At 41.0% G+C, this 14,450-nt stretch carries 12 protein-coding genes; 5 read left to right on the top strand and 7 right to left on the bottom strand.

From position 1 onward, the window contains the following. Positions 1-94 precede the first annotated feature (94 nt). Entirely contained in the window at positions 95-2,854 is a 2,760-nt protein-coding gene (polA, locus tag ACL8WY_RS10085; protein WP_436514592.1) for a DNA polymerase I, read from the bottom strand. 104 nt (positions 2,855-2,958) lie between these two features. Here polA and ACL8WY_RS10080 point away from each other — a divergent pair, with 104 nt between their 5' ends. After that, positions 2,959-3,498 carry a TetR/AcrR family transcriptional regulator gene (locus tag ACL8WY_RS10080; RefSeq protein ID WP_436514591.1) on the top strand — a complete coding sequence of 180 codons (540 nt, stop codon included), beginning with the start codon at positions 2,959-2,961 and terminating at the stop codon, positions 3,496-3,498. A 2-nt stretch (positions 3,499-3,500) separates the two neighbouring features. Then, the gene (locus ACL8WY_RS10075; protein WP_436514590.1) at positions 3,501-3,923 is read left to right on the top strand and encodes a GNAT family N-acetyltransferase; all 423 of its coding nucleotides are present in this window, start codon (positions 3,501-3,503) and stop codon (positions 3,921-3,923) included. A gap of 30 nt (positions 3,924-3,953) precedes the next feature. Here the strand turns inward: ACL8WY_RS10075 and ACL8WY_RS10070 are convergent, their stop codons facing one another. Further along, positions 3,954-5,060, bottom strand: a complete 1,107-nt coding sequence (locus tag ACL8WY_RS10070) for a DUF2911 domain-containing protein (RefSeq protein WP_436514589.1) — start codon at positions 5,058-5,060, stop codon at positions 3,954-3,956. A 242-nt stretch (positions 5,061-5,302) separates the two neighbouring features. Next, on the bottom strand, positions 5,303-6,541 hold the full coding sequence (locus ACL8WY_RS10065; RefSeq protein ID WP_436514588.1) for a hypothetical protein: 1,239 nt from the start codon (positions 6,539-6,541) through the stop codon (positions 5,303-5,305). 107 nt (positions 6,542-6,648) lie between these two features. Between ACL8WY_RS10065 and ACL8WY_RS10060 the strand changes: the two genes are divergently transcribed. Next, on the top strand, positions 6,649-7,755 hold the full coding sequence (locus ACL8WY_RS10060; RefSeq protein ID WP_436514587.1) for a hypothetical protein: 1,107 nt from the start codon (positions 6,649-6,651) through the stop codon (positions 7,753-7,755). 61 nt (positions 7,756-7,816) lie between these two features. Here the strand turns inward: ACL8WY_RS10060 and ACL8WY_RS10055 are convergent, their stop codons facing one another. Genes ACL8WY_RS10055 through ACL8WY_RS10045 form a run of 3 tightly spaced genes read right to left on the bottom strand, consistent with a single transcriptional unit; the run spans position 7,817 to position 11,457 of the window. Then, positions 7,817-8,416 (bottom strand): FISUMP domain-containing protein, encoded by a 600-nt coding sequence (locus ACL8WY_RS10055; protein WP_436514586.1) that lies wholly within the window; start codon positions 8,414-8,416, stop codon positions 7,817-7,819. Positions 8,417-8,447: 31 nt separating this feature from the next. Next, positions 8,448-11,087, bottom strand: a complete 2,640-nt coding sequence (locus tag ACL8WY_RS10050; RefSeq protein ID WP_436514585.1) for an ABC transporter permease — start codon at positions 11,085-11,087, stop codon at positions 8,448-8,450. Positions 11,088-11,124: 37 nt separating this feature from the next. After that, positions 11,125-11,457 carry a PadR family transcriptional regulator gene (locus tag ACL8WY_RS10045; RefSeq protein ID WP_436514584.1) on the bottom strand — a complete coding sequence of 111 codons (333 nt, stop codon included), beginning with the start codon at positions 11,455-11,457 and terminating at the stop codon, positions 11,125-11,127. Between the two features lie 208 nt (positions 11,458-11,665). On the opposite strand from ACL8WY_RS10045, the gene ACL8WY_RS10040 reads away from it, so the two are divergent. Beyond that, positions 11,666-11,977, top strand: a complete 312-nt coding sequence (locus tag ACL8WY_RS10040; protein ID WP_436514583.1) for an NIPSNAP family protein — start codon at positions 11,666-11,668, stop codon at positions 11,975-11,977. An 80-nt stretch (positions 11,978-12,057) separates the two neighbouring features. Then, a complete protein-coding gene (locus ACL8WY_RS10035) occupies positions 12,058-12,762 on the top strand; it encodes a DUF6090 family protein (RefSeq protein WP_436514582.1) in 705 nt (234 codons plus the stop codon). 18 nt (positions 12,763-12,780) lie between these two features. Here ACL8WY_RS10035 and ACL8WY_RS10030 read toward each other — a convergent pair whose 3' ends face one another. Continuing rightward, entirely contained in the window at positions 12,781-14,427 is a 1,647-nt protein-coding gene (locus tag ACL8WY_RS10030; protein ID WP_436514581.1) for an AMP-binding protein, read from the bottom strand. Positions 14,428-14,450 lie beyond the last annotated feature (23 nt).

Genomic DNA, 14,450 nt, shown 5'->3' with positions numbered 1-14,450 from the left:
ACAAAAAAGAATGTATACTAACGGTGCACAAGATCAGTTTTTTTGATCGGAACGGAGCAATAAATTAAAATTGGGCCGTTTTATCTAATTGGTCTTAATGAGCTTCGAGCCAGTTGTCTCCTACGCCAATGCCGATTTCCATTGGCACCTCCAATGGATGTGCTTCTTTCATGAATGACTCTACTTTTGACATCAATAGTTCTTGTTCGTCTTTATGCATGTCAAATACAAGTTCATCATGAACTTGCATGATCATTGTAGATGCTAATTTTTCCTCTTGCATCCATTTATGAATGTCAATCATCGCGATTTTGATGATGTCGGCTGCACTTCCCTGAATTGGTGCATTGATGGCATTGCGCTCGTCAAAGCCTCGCATGGTAAAGTTCTTAGAGTTGATGTTTCGAAGGTACCGTCTACGTCCAAGTATGGTTTCTACATATTCATCCTTCTTCGCCTTTTCGATGGTTTCGTCCATATACTTCTTCACATTTGGGAATTCCTTGAAGTACGAATCGATGATTTCCTGCGCTTCTCCTCTGGCAATGTTTAGGTTTTGAGAAAGACCGTAAGCGGAGATTCCGTAAATGATTCCGAAGTTTACCTCCTTGGCTTTTCGACGCATGTTTGGTTCTACATTATCTACATCCACACCAAATACCTTTGCAGCTGTAGTCGCATGGATATCCCGACCATCTTTGAATGCCTGCATCATGCTTACATCCTTTGAGAATGCCGCCATGATTCGAAGTTCAATCTGGGAGTAATCTGCCGCCATGATCAGGTGGTTCTCATCTTTAGCCACAAATGCTTTTCTGATCTCACGTCCTTTTTCTGTACGAATTGGGATGTTTTGCAAATTGGGATTATTAGAACTCAGTCGGCCGGTAGCAGCAACTGTTTGTCGGTAATCTGTATGTATTCGATTATCTGCTTCACTGATCAGTTTCGGAAGTGCGTCTACGTAGGTTGACTTCAATTTTTGATACTCGCGAAACTCTAAAATCTGGGCGGCAATTTGATGCTCATCTGCCAACTTGGACAAAATATCTTCACCCGTTGCATATTGTCCGGTCTTGGTTTTCTTGGGTTTCTCTACAAGTTTGAGTTTTTCAAAAAGAATTTCTCCCAGCTGCTTAGGTGAGCCAATGTTGAACTCCACACCTGCTGTATCAAAAATCTCTTTCTGCACTCGTCGTGTTTCTTCATCCAGCTCTTTTGACATTTTTTCAAGGGTTGCCGTGTCTACTTTCACACCTTGATACTCCATATCTGCCAAGACAAATGAAAGTGGTTCTTCCACTTCATGAAGTAGCTTCTCAAGTTTTCGCTCTACAATATCTTTCTCCAGCAATTCCTTCAGCTGCAGTGTAATGTCCGCATCTTCACAGGCATAATCCTTCACTTTTTCGACTTCTACCTGATCAATGGTTTTTTGATTTTTCCCTTTTGGCCCGACAATACTTTCGAAGGAAATGGTCTTGTAATTCAAAAATTTGTCTGCCAGCCAGTCCATGCTGTTGTTTGACTCAGAATCCAGAAGGAAGTGTGCCAGCATGGTGTCAAAAATGGAGCCGTTTACGTGTACTCCATAATTCCGCATCACCTGAATGTCATACTTCAAATTTTGGCCAATTTTCTGAATGCCTTCATCTTCAAGCACGTCCTTAAATGCACCCGCTACCTCCTGCGCATTATCAAAGCAGGGCACATACCACGCTTCCCCTTTTTCTATTGCAAATGCTATTCCTACGAGTTTTGCTTCACGTGTTTCGAGACTGGTTGTTTCGGTATCAAAGCAAAATGATTGTTGCGATTTAAGTTTGGCTACCAACGCACTGATGGCGCCATCTCCCTCGACCATATGGTAGGTATGTTTGGATGTCGCTATCGACTCTTTATCATCGACAGGTTCTGGAGTTGCTGCGCCACCATCAAAGAGTCCCAATTGCTGCGTATCTCCTTTCTTTATATCGTTCTCTTCCTGGAATACCCGTCGTGCTATCGTCTTAAACTCCAACTCATCAAAGATGGGCTTTAGGATGTCCGCATTTGGATCGCCGTATTTCAGGTCTTCTTCACTAAAGTCAACTGGTGAATCAATTTTGATAGTTGCCAGCTCTTTGGACATAATGCCCTGTTGACCATGCTCCTGAACGCGTTTTTGCAATGCTCCTTTCAATTCATCTACATGATCAATGATGCCTTGAACTGAACCATATTCTTTCAAAAGCTTTGAGGCTGTTTTATCCCCAATGCCTGGAATACCTGGAATATTGTCTACGGCATCTCCCTTTAAACCCAGTACGTCACGTACTTGATCAACCTTGTCAATGTCGAATTTGGCAAGCACTTCCGGGATGCCCATAATGTCCACCCCGCTACCCATTCTTCGTGGCTTAAAAAGCGAAATGTTTTCATCTACCAGCTGAGCAAAATCCTTATCGGGCGTCATCATGTATACCTTGAAGCCTTGCTTGCTTGCCTTTTTGGCGATGGTACCAATTAAGTCATCAGCCTCATAGCCATCCTTCATTAGGATTGGGATATTGAAGCCTTCAACAATCTTGAGGCAGTATGGAATAGCTACTTTAATTTCTTCAGGTTGTTCCTGACGAGTGGCTTTGTATTCTTTATAAGATTCGTGGCGAAATGTTGGCGCATGTGTATCGAATGCCACACCTATGTGAGAGGGTTTTTCCTTGGTTATTATTTCTAACAGTGAATTAGTGAAGCCGAGAATAGCTCCTGTATTGATGCCATTGGTGGTTAATCGAGGGTTTTGGCTCATGGCAAAGTGCGCACGGTAGATCAGGGCAAATGCATCAAGCAGGAAGAGTTTCTTTTCGGACATGAGGTAAATTTAGTGATTGGCAAATTAGTTGATTGGGTAATGTTGAATATAAAAATATGCTGATTCCATAAATTTGATTATCTTACAGACCGAACGGTCGGTTTATGAATAAAAAACAGCAAGTGATCAAAGCCGCTACATCTCTCTTTAGCGAGAAGGGGTTTGAAAAAACTTCCATGAGTGAAATCTGTATTGCTGCAAATGTTTCTAAAGGATTAGTCTATCATCACTTTCAATCGAAGAATGAAATTTTAGAGAACATCTTTAGTGACACCACAGAGCAAATGAAGAACGTGAGCTCGGCAGCAGACAATGAGAGTCCTTCAAATCAATTGCTTTTAATCATTGAAAATTTCTTTTCCCAGCTTGAAAAAGATGCAGTGATTTTAAGACTTAACCTGAACGTCATGTTTCAACCTTCTACCAGAGAGTTTCTACAAACTCAAATCAAGGAGCGATCTGCGATTCTTTTTGCGTCGGTTAAGAAGATTTTTGATCAGATCGATGGTCAGAAAAGTAAGACCTTAAGTTTCATGTTTATTGCTGAATTGGATGGCATAGCGCTCAGCTACTTGTCTGTTTTTGATGACTATCCTCTTCAGGAAATCAAGGAACAATTATTATCAAAATATAAAAGCCTTTAAGTATGATCAGAAAATATAACGAAAGTGAAATCCCAGCTCTTCTAGCCATTTGGGAGGATGCTTCTCTGTTGGCACATCCTTTTTTAAGTGCTGACTTTCAAGCAATGGTGAAGCAAATGATGACTGAAAAATATTTGCCGAATTCTGATACTTGGGTTTATGAAGAATCAGATGAAATTGTCGGATTTATATCCATGATTGACAATGAAATTGGAGGACTGTTTGTTGATCCTAAATCTCATTCAAAGGGGATTGGAACAGCGCTAGTCAAACATATCAATCAATTTCATAGTGAGCTTGAAGTTGAAGTATTTAAAGACAATAAAATCGGCAAGCCATTTTATGAAAAGTCTGGTTTCTCTACTATAAAAGAATATTTCATGGAGGGAGCGGACCAAACGGTGTTGCGTATGAGAAAAAGCTGAAACAGCATCAGTTTTTTATCGAATAGGAACTCAGTTGTTTTCTAGTACTAACTTATTCTGAAGGTATAAATACCTCGCATAGTTTACCCATCGGCTTTCTTGTTCTAGTGTCATATCGTAGGCTTTCTTAAAATGCTCCATGGCTTTTTGTTGATTTCCTTCTTTTAGGTAATACTCCCCAAAAGCAAAGTGGTTTTGAAAATTGTCAGGGTTCACTTTTACCTGTTGCTTCAAAACTTCTAATGCCTCCTTTTTCTTACCTTCCACGGTGTATTTCCGCAAGGCGTAGTAGTATATGTTGAATCCGTTCGCACTGGCGAGAGCCTCTGTTCTCAATTTTTCTGCTTCCTTTTTCTTGCCATCTTCCAGAAGCATTTCAGACTTAAGTATTTTGTAATTGAACGCATAGGCCTGACGCAAATACTCATTCTCGATATCTGGTAGTTTGGTAAAAGACTTTTCTAAGTATTTCATCGCGTCCTGCTTGTTGCTCGGGTCTTTATCAAGTGTTCGAACGAATAGTTCTTGATAGTCGGAAGCTTTCTTTTCTTCCTTGGCCAGCAAATCAGAGATCATGTTTTGCAGTGCGTCCGTTTTTACACTGAACGAAACTGCAGTTTCCTCCCAGCGCAGCTGAATGTCTACGGCTTCAGTGCCCGGATTGACAAACTCGTAGCTCGGCCATTCCTGAAATGGTACTTTTTTCGTTTTGACAGGCACTCTGATGACATCATTGCTTTTGTCATAATTGAAGGCTCCCCAACTTTTACCTGAAGAAAAGATGAGTGTCCACTCTTTCTCAGAAACCAGTACCAGAAATCCGTAAGAACCAGAGTCGAGCTTCTGTCCTTCGATTTCCACAGGTTTGCTAAAGTCGATAGTGGTTCGTTGATTGGATCCGGCCCTCCATGGATATTCAACACCATCTACTACGAAATCAAATGGAACAATTCCGCCAAATATTTTTCTCCCATTTACGGAAGGGCTATGGTATTTAATGACAATATCACAATTGCCAATGTTTGCTGTTGTGGTTCTGGATTGGCTTACCAAGGTCTTCCCGCCCACGTCTTGTGCTGTGGAAATACATGATCCGCCAATAAGTACAGTTGATAAGAGAATAGCATAGAACTTCATGCGATTGAATTTTTGTTTAGCTCAATCTACGAGCTTGATCCCCGGCAGTAAGTTTGATACAGATTCAAGCTCGTTCAATGTGGTTCATTCTCCTAAAAAGGCCTTAGTAAGTGGATATTTTTAACTTTCCATCTCCAGAACATGGATAGCGATTTCCATCCCAGATACTGATAACTTGTAAAATCTCGGCCAACACGGCAATTACCAATAAAAGGGTAGAATATAGATTTCATTTTGAAAGTTTAAGGAGCTAAAAGCTCGATTGGATTATTGCTTTGATCGTTGATTGAATAGTCCAGCACTTCTCCCAATCCCAAGAACTTGTACCTCAAGCCCACCAGGTTTCCCATCGTAGCATTGTACTCTTGGCTGAAAGCTTCATTGCCGTCTATTGAAATTGTGATTTGCATGTTTTCTATCTTAATGGATAGTCTAACAGGTTCGGTGAAATCTGCACTCAGAGCTGAGAGATCGTTTTCTTTTCCTCTTAGATATACATCATTAAGCATCAGATTATTGTCTGAGCTACATCCGATTTTGGAAAAGGGAATGATCATCGCTCCATCCGTGCCAATGAAATACATTTTAACTGTTTGACAGACTGCCCAGCGGTCATCAAACGAATTTTGAATGGTAGTTGTCAATTGGAAATTGTCGCCAGAAACGTTTCCTAAATCATCAATAAAGTGAAAAGAGGACTCCACTGGTTGTTCAAGAGACTGTACTTCTTCGATGATGCTTTTTGGAAAAGAAACTGCTGAATCTCCGTATACGATTGGCTTAAAGTATTTAGGTATGGGATCATATTCGACCATTCCCAGCCAACCGTTGCTTTTCAAAAACAGATCGTGCGCTTTAGCAACCTGACCATCCACCAGAAGCTTAGCTTCAAAGTATCCGGGAAAATAGTAAATACCTGTGGCTTGAGTTTGTTCCTTTGAGATATCAATGGTTTTGGTTGGGTCCCAATACTGCTGAATTTTGAGACTGTCCACCCGCAATGATTGAGGCACTGAAAAATCGAATACAACAGAGTTTGGGTATTCGGCGCTTAGCACTTTGCTCGAAAAAGTAAATTCAGATAAATTAATGACAACCTCTGGTCTCTTATTTCCGATTAGGCTAATGGTGACTAGGGCCAGGATAAAACCGATCGTGACATACGCTGATTTTCTTGTCTTCTTTAAGACTTTCGGTTTCGAAGTGGTTTCAGTCTGCTTAAACTCTCGCCAGTTTGCCTTTCCAACAAACCTAGAAAGTGCGTCTAATGTGGTGACACTTGGTGCTCCGCTGTGCTTTACTACTCCAAAAAATCGTTTAAGCGTTGGAACGCTCAGCATCACCTGAGTTCCTTCAAATACCTTGGTGGATAGCTCATCAAACATGGAACTATGCCAGCTATTTGCATTATCCCAACCAAGTTGGTTTTCTATTTCGACTTGCAGCCGCTTCAAGTCCTGCTCTGAAAATTTCTCAGCCATGATCAAATGTCTAAAAGATCTGTTACCTGAACAACTCTGAATGGGTTTGAACGAAGATGAAGCGAAAATGGATGGACCTATGAGGCTCTCCGGCGTAAGGTTGCAATATGAAAACACAATTAACACTTACGATAGTGCTCCTATTATACTGCGTGGGAGCTAATGCTCAAATGATCCCAATTGACACGTCGAACTGGGATATCCAGGCGCGATCATATGTGATCGAAAGTTATAAAGGCAAGGATGCCATCTATTTACAGGCGGGCAGTATTACTCTCAAGGATACAGAGTTTTTAAATGGTACAATTGAATTTGACCTGTTCTTAAAAGCAGAACAATGTTTTCCTGGTGTTTACTTCAGAGGTCAGTTCGAAACCGGTGATGCTGAACAATTTTTTGTCCGCCCGCACCTTTCCGGCAAACCGGACGCAAACCAGGCTGCACCTTTGGTCAAGAATATCACTCCTTGGCAGCTATTTTTCGGAGAAAAGTATTCATTCCCTTACGAGTACAAATTTGATGACTGGACGCATGTAAAACTTTTGATCAATGACAATAAGGCTCAAGTATTTCTGGATTATAGCAAAAGTCCCAATCATTCCTGGGAGTTGTATCACAAACCAAAAAAGGGAGTGATAGCCTTAAGAGGAGGAAATCGCTCAGGAATACACATAGCGGATATTAAGGTATCTCATGAAGCTCCTTCTCTGGTTGACTTTTCACCGAAAGAGAGAGAGCCGCTAAAAGATATCATAAGCGAGTGGACCATCTCTGATATGTTTGAAGAGAAACTACTAGAAGATCCAAATGAAACACAGGAACTAATTAGTAGTAGAAAATGGCAAGGGAAAATTCAAGTAGAAGAAGGAACAGCCGTCAATATTTCCAGAATCCAAAACCTGAGAGATGGTTCAGCCGGAAATACCGTGTTTGCCAAAGTCACAATTACTTCAGACAAAGATCAAATTAAGTTGTTTGAGTTTGGCTATAGCGATCGGGTGGTAGCTATTCTAAATGGAAACCCCATTTACTGGGGTAACAATAAATGGCGGAGCAGAGACTATCGATACCTCGGCACTGTAGGTCTATTTGATGGCATCTATTTAAATCTGAAAAAAGGTAAAAATGAACTCTTGATGGCCGTCTCTGAAGATTTTGGAGGGTGGTTAATCACAGGTAGAATTAAAAATACTGATGGCATTAGCATCAAATAAATTTTCCTTTATTTCAATAGGTATTTTGTTAATAGGCTGGGATGGCATTGGCCATCCCTTTTTAATTGGTTTCTAGCTTTTCAGTCTCGCAAACACACCTCACTGGAAATAGTCTGAATTCTTCCGGATCGTTGGTTTTCAGGTGGTGTTTATGGCCATGGCCCACAATCGAATAAGGTGTTAAATGCATATGGAATCGCTCATCTTTTGTTTGGGGATTTACAGCCCAGAAATCAATAAAATTTCCCTTTCCTAAGGCTCCTCCTTCCATTCTTCCATAAGGCTGGATATTTAGCACATTGTTTTCAAAAATGTTGTATCTGTCTAAAAAATCAACACGGTACAATTTCTTATTCCCTTCCATCATCCTGGCTGTTTGTGCGGTGGCGAATGATTGCGTAAATAAATCCCACTCGCTCATGGTTGGCAGTCGCCAGCCCTCAGGACACGTACGCTTCAGATAATTAAAATCATAAAATCTAATTTGATCACAATCCTCCAGGCACAAAGAACCTGACGCCTCATAGCGAAGGTTCTCCATCATCCAGTATAAGTTGCCAAGTTTTGTGATGTCATATTCAATCCCATCTCGTTTATCTATCAGCTTTTGTTGAGCAACAGTGAATGACGAGATGAAGAAACATAAAACAAATATTCTCATGCCCTAAAAATAGAAACATTGAACAAAATTTTTACTCGTATCTCAGCGCCTTGACGGGATTGGTTTTGGCTATAGAGAGGGTTTTATTGCCAACAGCTATTAATGCGATAAGTATTACGAGCATCGCGGAAATAAGAAAAACTGAAAGTCCTATACTGATGCGACTTGTAAAGTTATCCAGCCATCCATCCATGATCAGATATACGATTGGCCATGAGATTACATTGGCGATTACAACCAGGATTAGGAATTCTTTTGACAAAATCATGACCAACTGTGTTACATCTGCACCCAATACTTTTCGGATACCAATTTCTTTGGTTCGTTGAAGTGCTGTAAAAGATGTAAGTCCAAAAAGACCCAGGCATGCAACAATAATTGCGAAAAGGGCAAACAGTGTAAATGCCCGACTGAAATTCTGTTCGTTAGCATATTGCTTATTGTAGAACTCATCAAGGAAGAAGGTGTCATAAGGATTCCCCGGAAAGAAGTCATCAAAAACAGCTTTGCTTTCCTCAAAAGCGGTCTGATAATCATCCGTATTCAACTTCAGTGTGATGTACGAGGACGCACTCTCAGCCAATGGAAATATCAAAGGATTGATATTGTTCTTGACAGATTGTTGGTTGTAATTATCTACTACGCCAATGATCGTTCGGTTGACTCCTGAGTGTCTTACTTTTTGTCCGATTGCCTCTTCCGGAGAAGCTATCTTGAGCGACTCCATAGTGGCTTTGTTAATGATGATGTTGGCTGTATCAGTGGTAAAGCTTTTATCATAATTTCTGCCGGCCAGAAACTCAATGTCGTAGGTTGGGAAGTAGTCCTGATCCACACCTACCAGGTAGACAATAAAGTCTTTGTCACGGGTATCTTCTACTTTTCTAAGACTTCTCGTCCAGAAAATTTCGTCGCCAGGTACGTTGGAGCTATTGGTCACAGCCTTGATATTGGAACTGTTTTTTAGCTCATTTTCAAAGGACTTCAATGTTATTCCAAATAGTGAGTCAACTGCAAATACTTCCGGTCCTCTGATCACCATAGTGTCCGTCATATCAAATCCAACATCAAGATTTTTCATGTGGCTCAGCTGCTGATAAACAATGATTGTTCCTGCAATCAAAGTAACAGAGGCCGCAAATTGGAAAACCACCAAAATACGTCTTAGCAAGATGCCTGACTTATTTGTAGTCATTTTCCCCTTAAGCACCTGGATGGGACGGAATGATGATAGGATAAATGCCGGATACAAGCCAGAGAGAAATGAACCAATTATATAAATGCCCAGTACGGCCAACCAAAATTTTGGCTGTAGGAAAAAGGCCCGACTCAATTGGGAATCGATCAGCTGGTTAAAAAAAGGAGTTGTAACAATTACCACGACAACTGCAAGAGCTAAGGCAATGAAATTCAAAACGAATGCTTCGGTCAAAAACTGATTGACCAGCTGCTTACGATACGCTCCCATTGACTTTCGTACACCAACTTCTTTGGCTCGCTCTAGCGATTTGGCTGTGGAAAGATTGATATAATTAATCCAGGCTATGATGAGAATGAACGCAGCAATGATACTTAAGAAAAATACCGTGTCACCATCTCCTTGTTCTGTAGGTTCTGACTCTTGCAGCAAGTTTGAATACAAGTGAATGTCGATGATCGGCTGCAGGGGAAAATCTGCTCTGAAATCATACTTTTCAAAATCTTCTCCTCGTTCTGCATAAAGTACTTCAGCAAATTTTTCGTCAAATGCTTTTGGGTCAGTGCCCTCTTTTAGCAAAACGTACGTGTTGAAATCATACCAACCCCAGGCTGTTTCGGATGATGCTGTTCCATCATCATTTCTGGTTTCCTGGTTTAGTGTCTCGTAAGAGATCAGAAAGTTGTATTTCAAATGGGAGTTTTCCGGAACATCGGCAGTTACTCCGGTGATTTCCAGTGTTTTTTCTATCCAGGTGTAGAGCATTATGTTCTCACCTACCACATCTGTTCTTCCAAAATACTTGTTGGCGACAGATTCTGTGATTACCACCTTATTTGGTCCTTCCAAAACGGTTTCACTGTCTCCATAAAGTAATGGGTAATCAAAGATTTTCAGAAATGAAGGGTCTGCTATTTGTACCCGCTTTTCCCGAAACTGAATGTTGTCCTTTTCGAATACCGCAGACATAGGAAACGCCCGTGCAAAGTCCACCACTTCGGGCATGTTTTCTTTCATAAACGGCCCTACGCGCGGAACAGCTGCAGCACAATCAATGTCGAGATCGCCTCCCCGGTACACCATGTACTTGACGCGATAGAGATTTTCGTGGTTCGAGTGAAACTTATCGTAACTGTACTCATAAGCCACGTACTGGGCAATGAATAAGCATGCTGCAATACCTAAGGCCAAGCCCAGGATATTAAGTGCAGAGTATACCTGGTTTTTTGCAAGTGTACGGAACGTGGTTTTGATGTAGTTCTTTAACATTGGGATTGAGTTATTGTGAATGACCTTTCGTTTTCTTCGTAAATCGTAATTGCGGATCGATAAGAATGCATCTTTGAAATAGTGCAATTGCGCCCTGAATAGTCCTTTGCTTTCTACGCGATCGTGAAATATTTCCTGTAAATCTCCGAGAATATCATCGAGCAGCTGGTCATCGTAAATGAATCGCAGCAGCTTTTCTGCCACCTTGGGAGGGTTAATATGGTTTTGCTCCGAAGACAAATCAGATTCTGATAATGGCTAGTTGTGGAATGGTTTTGTAGAAATCTTCTTTCAATTTCTTCGCCTCTTTCAAAACCGCAAAACCTGCATTTGTTACTTGAAAGTAGCGCTTCTTCTTACCTCCACGCTTTTGTGTAGCTCCGCCAAACTCTGAGGTGAGATAGCCCTTATCCTCCAGCCTGTATAGTGAGGAATGGATGGCGCTGATATTGGTGACTCGGTTGGCTCTTTTTTCCAACTCTTCCTTCACTGATACTGCGTAAGCTTCCTTTTCCAATGATGCAACAGCAAGTAAAATTAGTTCTTCAAATTCTCCCAGGTTGTTTCCTTTCATTGTTTTATGATTTAGAATCTCAGATTGATCTGAGCTGATTCTCGATTATTCCTCATAAATGTAAATATTATACATGATAATACTCATATTTGTAAATAAAAGTTGCAGCCGAGCAGATGAGAGAATCTCATTTTACTCATTCACATTTTTCACTCGTTTGCTTTTTTAGACCGACTTCTATTCCTGACTTTTGAGGAAAATGACAACCATGATTACCTGCTACATCAAATACATCGTCGATGCGGATAAGCTTCCGGCCTTTGAAGCATACGCCAAAATGTGGATCCCTCTGGTGAACAAATTTGGTGGGACGCATCACGGCTACTTTCTCCCACATGAAGGAGCCAATAACATTGCAGTATCCTTATTTAGCTTCGATTCCCTGGCGGCATATGAAATATACAGGGAGGAAAGTGTGGATGATTCAGCCTGCCAGGCAGCATATACACATGCGCAAGAAACCAAGTGTATTGTCAGCTATGAGCGGAGCTTCATGATGCCGATATTTGATGCCGATTAGACAATCTTTATAGATGAGAAAACAGGAGCTCTTAAAAAGTAATGTGGTTTTAATTACTTTAGAATCACATTGTCACTGAAATGAAGAAGCTTTTATCCACACTCAAACAAAAATGGTCGGAGTATTTCCTTGAGGTACTCGTGATCACCATAGGTATTCTAGGAGCTTTCCTGTTGAATAACTGGAATGAAAACAGGATCGATTCTAATACCCAAAAGCTGACAATCAATCGGTTGATAGAAGATGTAAAAAGCGATATCAAACGGTTTGAATATCTGGATTATCGATTGGAAGATCGGGTAATCAAATGTGACTCTGTGCTTGAATTGTTTAATAAACTGAATAGTGAAGATGATCGGCTTTCCATGATTTCGGTTCACCTGATCAATTTCTTTTTGGTTGAGTCCAACCTCACTACCTATGAAGAAATGCTAAATACGGGTCGTCTGTATTCCATGGATGATAAAGAGCTGAGAGCTCAAATAATCAATTACTATCGTGACGTAAGAAAGTGGAGCACCTATATTGAAAGAGATAATCAACAACTCCGAACAATGATGGTGAATCCGGTATATAATGACTATTGGGTTATTTCAAACTCGCTACGTGGCGATCGATCAATTTCAACTGATAAATATCCCTGGCTCAGGGATAAAAATCCGGACATGATTCGGGACATCCAGGCATTAATTCTAGCTACACGTAACCTTTACCACTCACATAAAGGCACGATTGGCTTTTTAAAAGAAGAGGCAGAAGAGCTTTTGGAAAATTTGGATACTTAATTGTCTATACAGTTGTTTCTATTCATAAATCAGTCTCTCCTCCCGATCAAACCATGACTTATACATGTCTTGATGTATCGCTTCCACTCTTGGCCTTCTTACTTTGAGTGATGGCGTCATAAGTCCATTGTCCACTGTCCACTGCTCTTTCATGATTACTGCTTTGGACAGCTTCTCATGACTCATCAGGGTTGGGTTAACTGCATCTATTGTTTGCAAAATGGACTCCTCGAACGCCTGCTTTTCCTTTGCCTCTCCGGTCTCTGAAGGAACGATCAGTGCGATCGGCTGAGCAATACCCATGCCCACCACACATATTTGCTCAATGTCAGTGTTTTTTGAAAGCTTGAGCTCTATTTGAGATGGAGTGACATATTTGCCTTTATCGGTTTTAAATTGATCTTTAATCCTCCCGGTAATAGATAAGTAGCCATCATGATCATACTCACCGATATCTCCGGTTTTTATGAATCCGTCTTCGGTAAATACCTCGTCTGTTTTGGCTTGCTCTTTATAGTACCCAACCATTAGCGCATCGCTTTTTACTTGTATTTCACCTTCTGGAGAAAGTCTGGCTGTAGTACCGGGCATTGGTTTACCCACCGAACCAAATCTGTTCGAACCGATGATGTTAAAATGAGAGAGAATGCAATCCTCTGTCATTCCGTAACCCTGCAGAATATTTATCCCAAGTTTATCATACCACTCCAGCAAACTCACTGCAATGGGTGCGGCTCCGGTATAGCAGAGTTTAGCGTTATTCAGTCCCAATTTTTGACGGATTTTCTTTTTCACTATGCGGCCAAGTAGCGGCAATGAGATTAGCGTATCTAATTTCTTTTGAGTGAATTTCTCTAAGATTTTCTCTTGAAATTTTTGCCAGATCCTTGGTACTGCTACAAAGAACACAGGCTTCACATTGGCTAAATCTTCTGCAAAAGTATCCAGGGACTCAGGGAAGCTAACACATCCTCCACAATAGAAAGAAACGATTTCAATGCCAATGCGCTCGGCGATATGCGATAATGGGAGGTATGAGAAATACGTGCAATTATCCGGCACATGCAAAGTTGGCTGGGTAATGTTTCCCATCAGGTTAAATGAGCTTACCTTATGCATGACACCTTTTGGATTGCCTGTCGTACCCGAGGTGTACATGATTGTAATTAATTCATCCGGATTCAGTCCGGGTGGATCGAAACTGCTGTGATCTTCTTTGATCAAGGTTTCCCATGAGCGTTGCTCCTCCACCCCGTATAGTTCAACTCCAATGCGTTGAATATCCTTTGGAATGCCCGCTTTTTGTTTTGAATAGTCATCCAGCTTGCCAATTATAACAGCCTTTGACTCACTGTGCACTAAGATCTCATTGATAGAATCCTTGTCAAGTGTAGGGTAAAGTGGGACTGAGACAAATCCACCCAGCATAATGGCAAGATCTGCCATAAACCAATGTGCACAGTTTTTGGAAAGCAGTGCCACGTGATCACCCGGCTTTAATCCCATACCGTGGAGAGACGCTGCTATAGCAATAGCCTGATTGTACGCATCCTGACGAGAATATTCAATGAACTTTCGATTGATCGGTTGTCGAAGAAAAATGAAGTCAGGGTCTTTATTTAACCAATGTTGGAAGGCGTCTAAAGGTGTTTGGAAAGTGCTCATGAAAATAGGTTGATGGTGGACCT

This window comes from Ekhidna algicida (assembly GCF_051379705.1).
Classification (GTDB): Bacteria; Bacteroidota; Bacteroidia; order Cytophagales; family Cyclobacteriaceae; genus Ekhidna.
This window is presented reverse-complemented; position numbering and strand designations above follow the sequence as displayed.

Bases quoted from the DNA above. Each gene is read 5' to 3' on its own strand.
- ACL8WY_RS10060 (WP_436514587.1), top strand. From the start codon at position 6,649: ATGAAAACACAATTAACACTTACGATAGTGCTCCTATTATACTGCGTG.
- ACL8WY_RS10045 (WP_436514584.1), bottom strand. From the start codon at position 11,457: ATGAAAGGAAACAACCTGGGAGAATTTGAAGAACTAATTTTACTTGCT.
- ACL8WY_RS10080 (WP_436514591.1), top strand. From the start codon at position 2,959: ATGAATAAAAAACAGCAAGTGATCAAAGCCGCTACATCTCTCTTTAGC.
- ACL8WY_RS10040 (WP_436514583.1), top strand. From the start codon at position 11,666: ATGATTACCTGCTACATCAAATACATCGTCGATGCGGATAAGCTTCCG.
- ACL8WY_RS10055 (WP_436514586.1), bottom strand. From the start codon at position 8,416: ATGAGAATATTTGTTTTATGTTTCTTCATCTCGTCATTCACTGTTGCT.
- ACL8WY_RS10035 (WP_436514582.1), top strand. From the start codon at position 12,058: ATGAAGAAGCTTTTATCCACACTCAAACAAAAATGGTCGGAGTATTTC.
- polA (WP_436514592.1), bottom strand. From the start codon at position 2,854: ATGTCCGAAAAGAAACTCTTCCTGCTTGATGCATTTGCCCTGATCTAC.
- ACL8WY_RS10065 (WP_436514588.1), bottom strand. From the start codon at position 6,541: ATGGCTGAGAAATTTTCAGAGCAGGACTTGAAGCGGCTGCAAGTCGAA.
- ACL8WY_RS10030 (WP_436514581.1), bottom strand. From the start codon at position 14,427: ATGAGCACTTTCCAAACACCTTTAGACGCCTTCCAACATTGGTTAAAT.
- ACL8WY_RS10075 (WP_436514590.1), top strand. From the start codon at position 3,501: ATGATCAGAAAATATAACGAAAGTGAAATCCCAGCTCTTCTAGCCATT.
- ACL8WY_RS10070 (WP_436514589.1), bottom strand. From the start codon at position 5,060: ATGAAGTTCTATGCTATTCTCTTATCAACTGTACTTATTGGCGGATCA.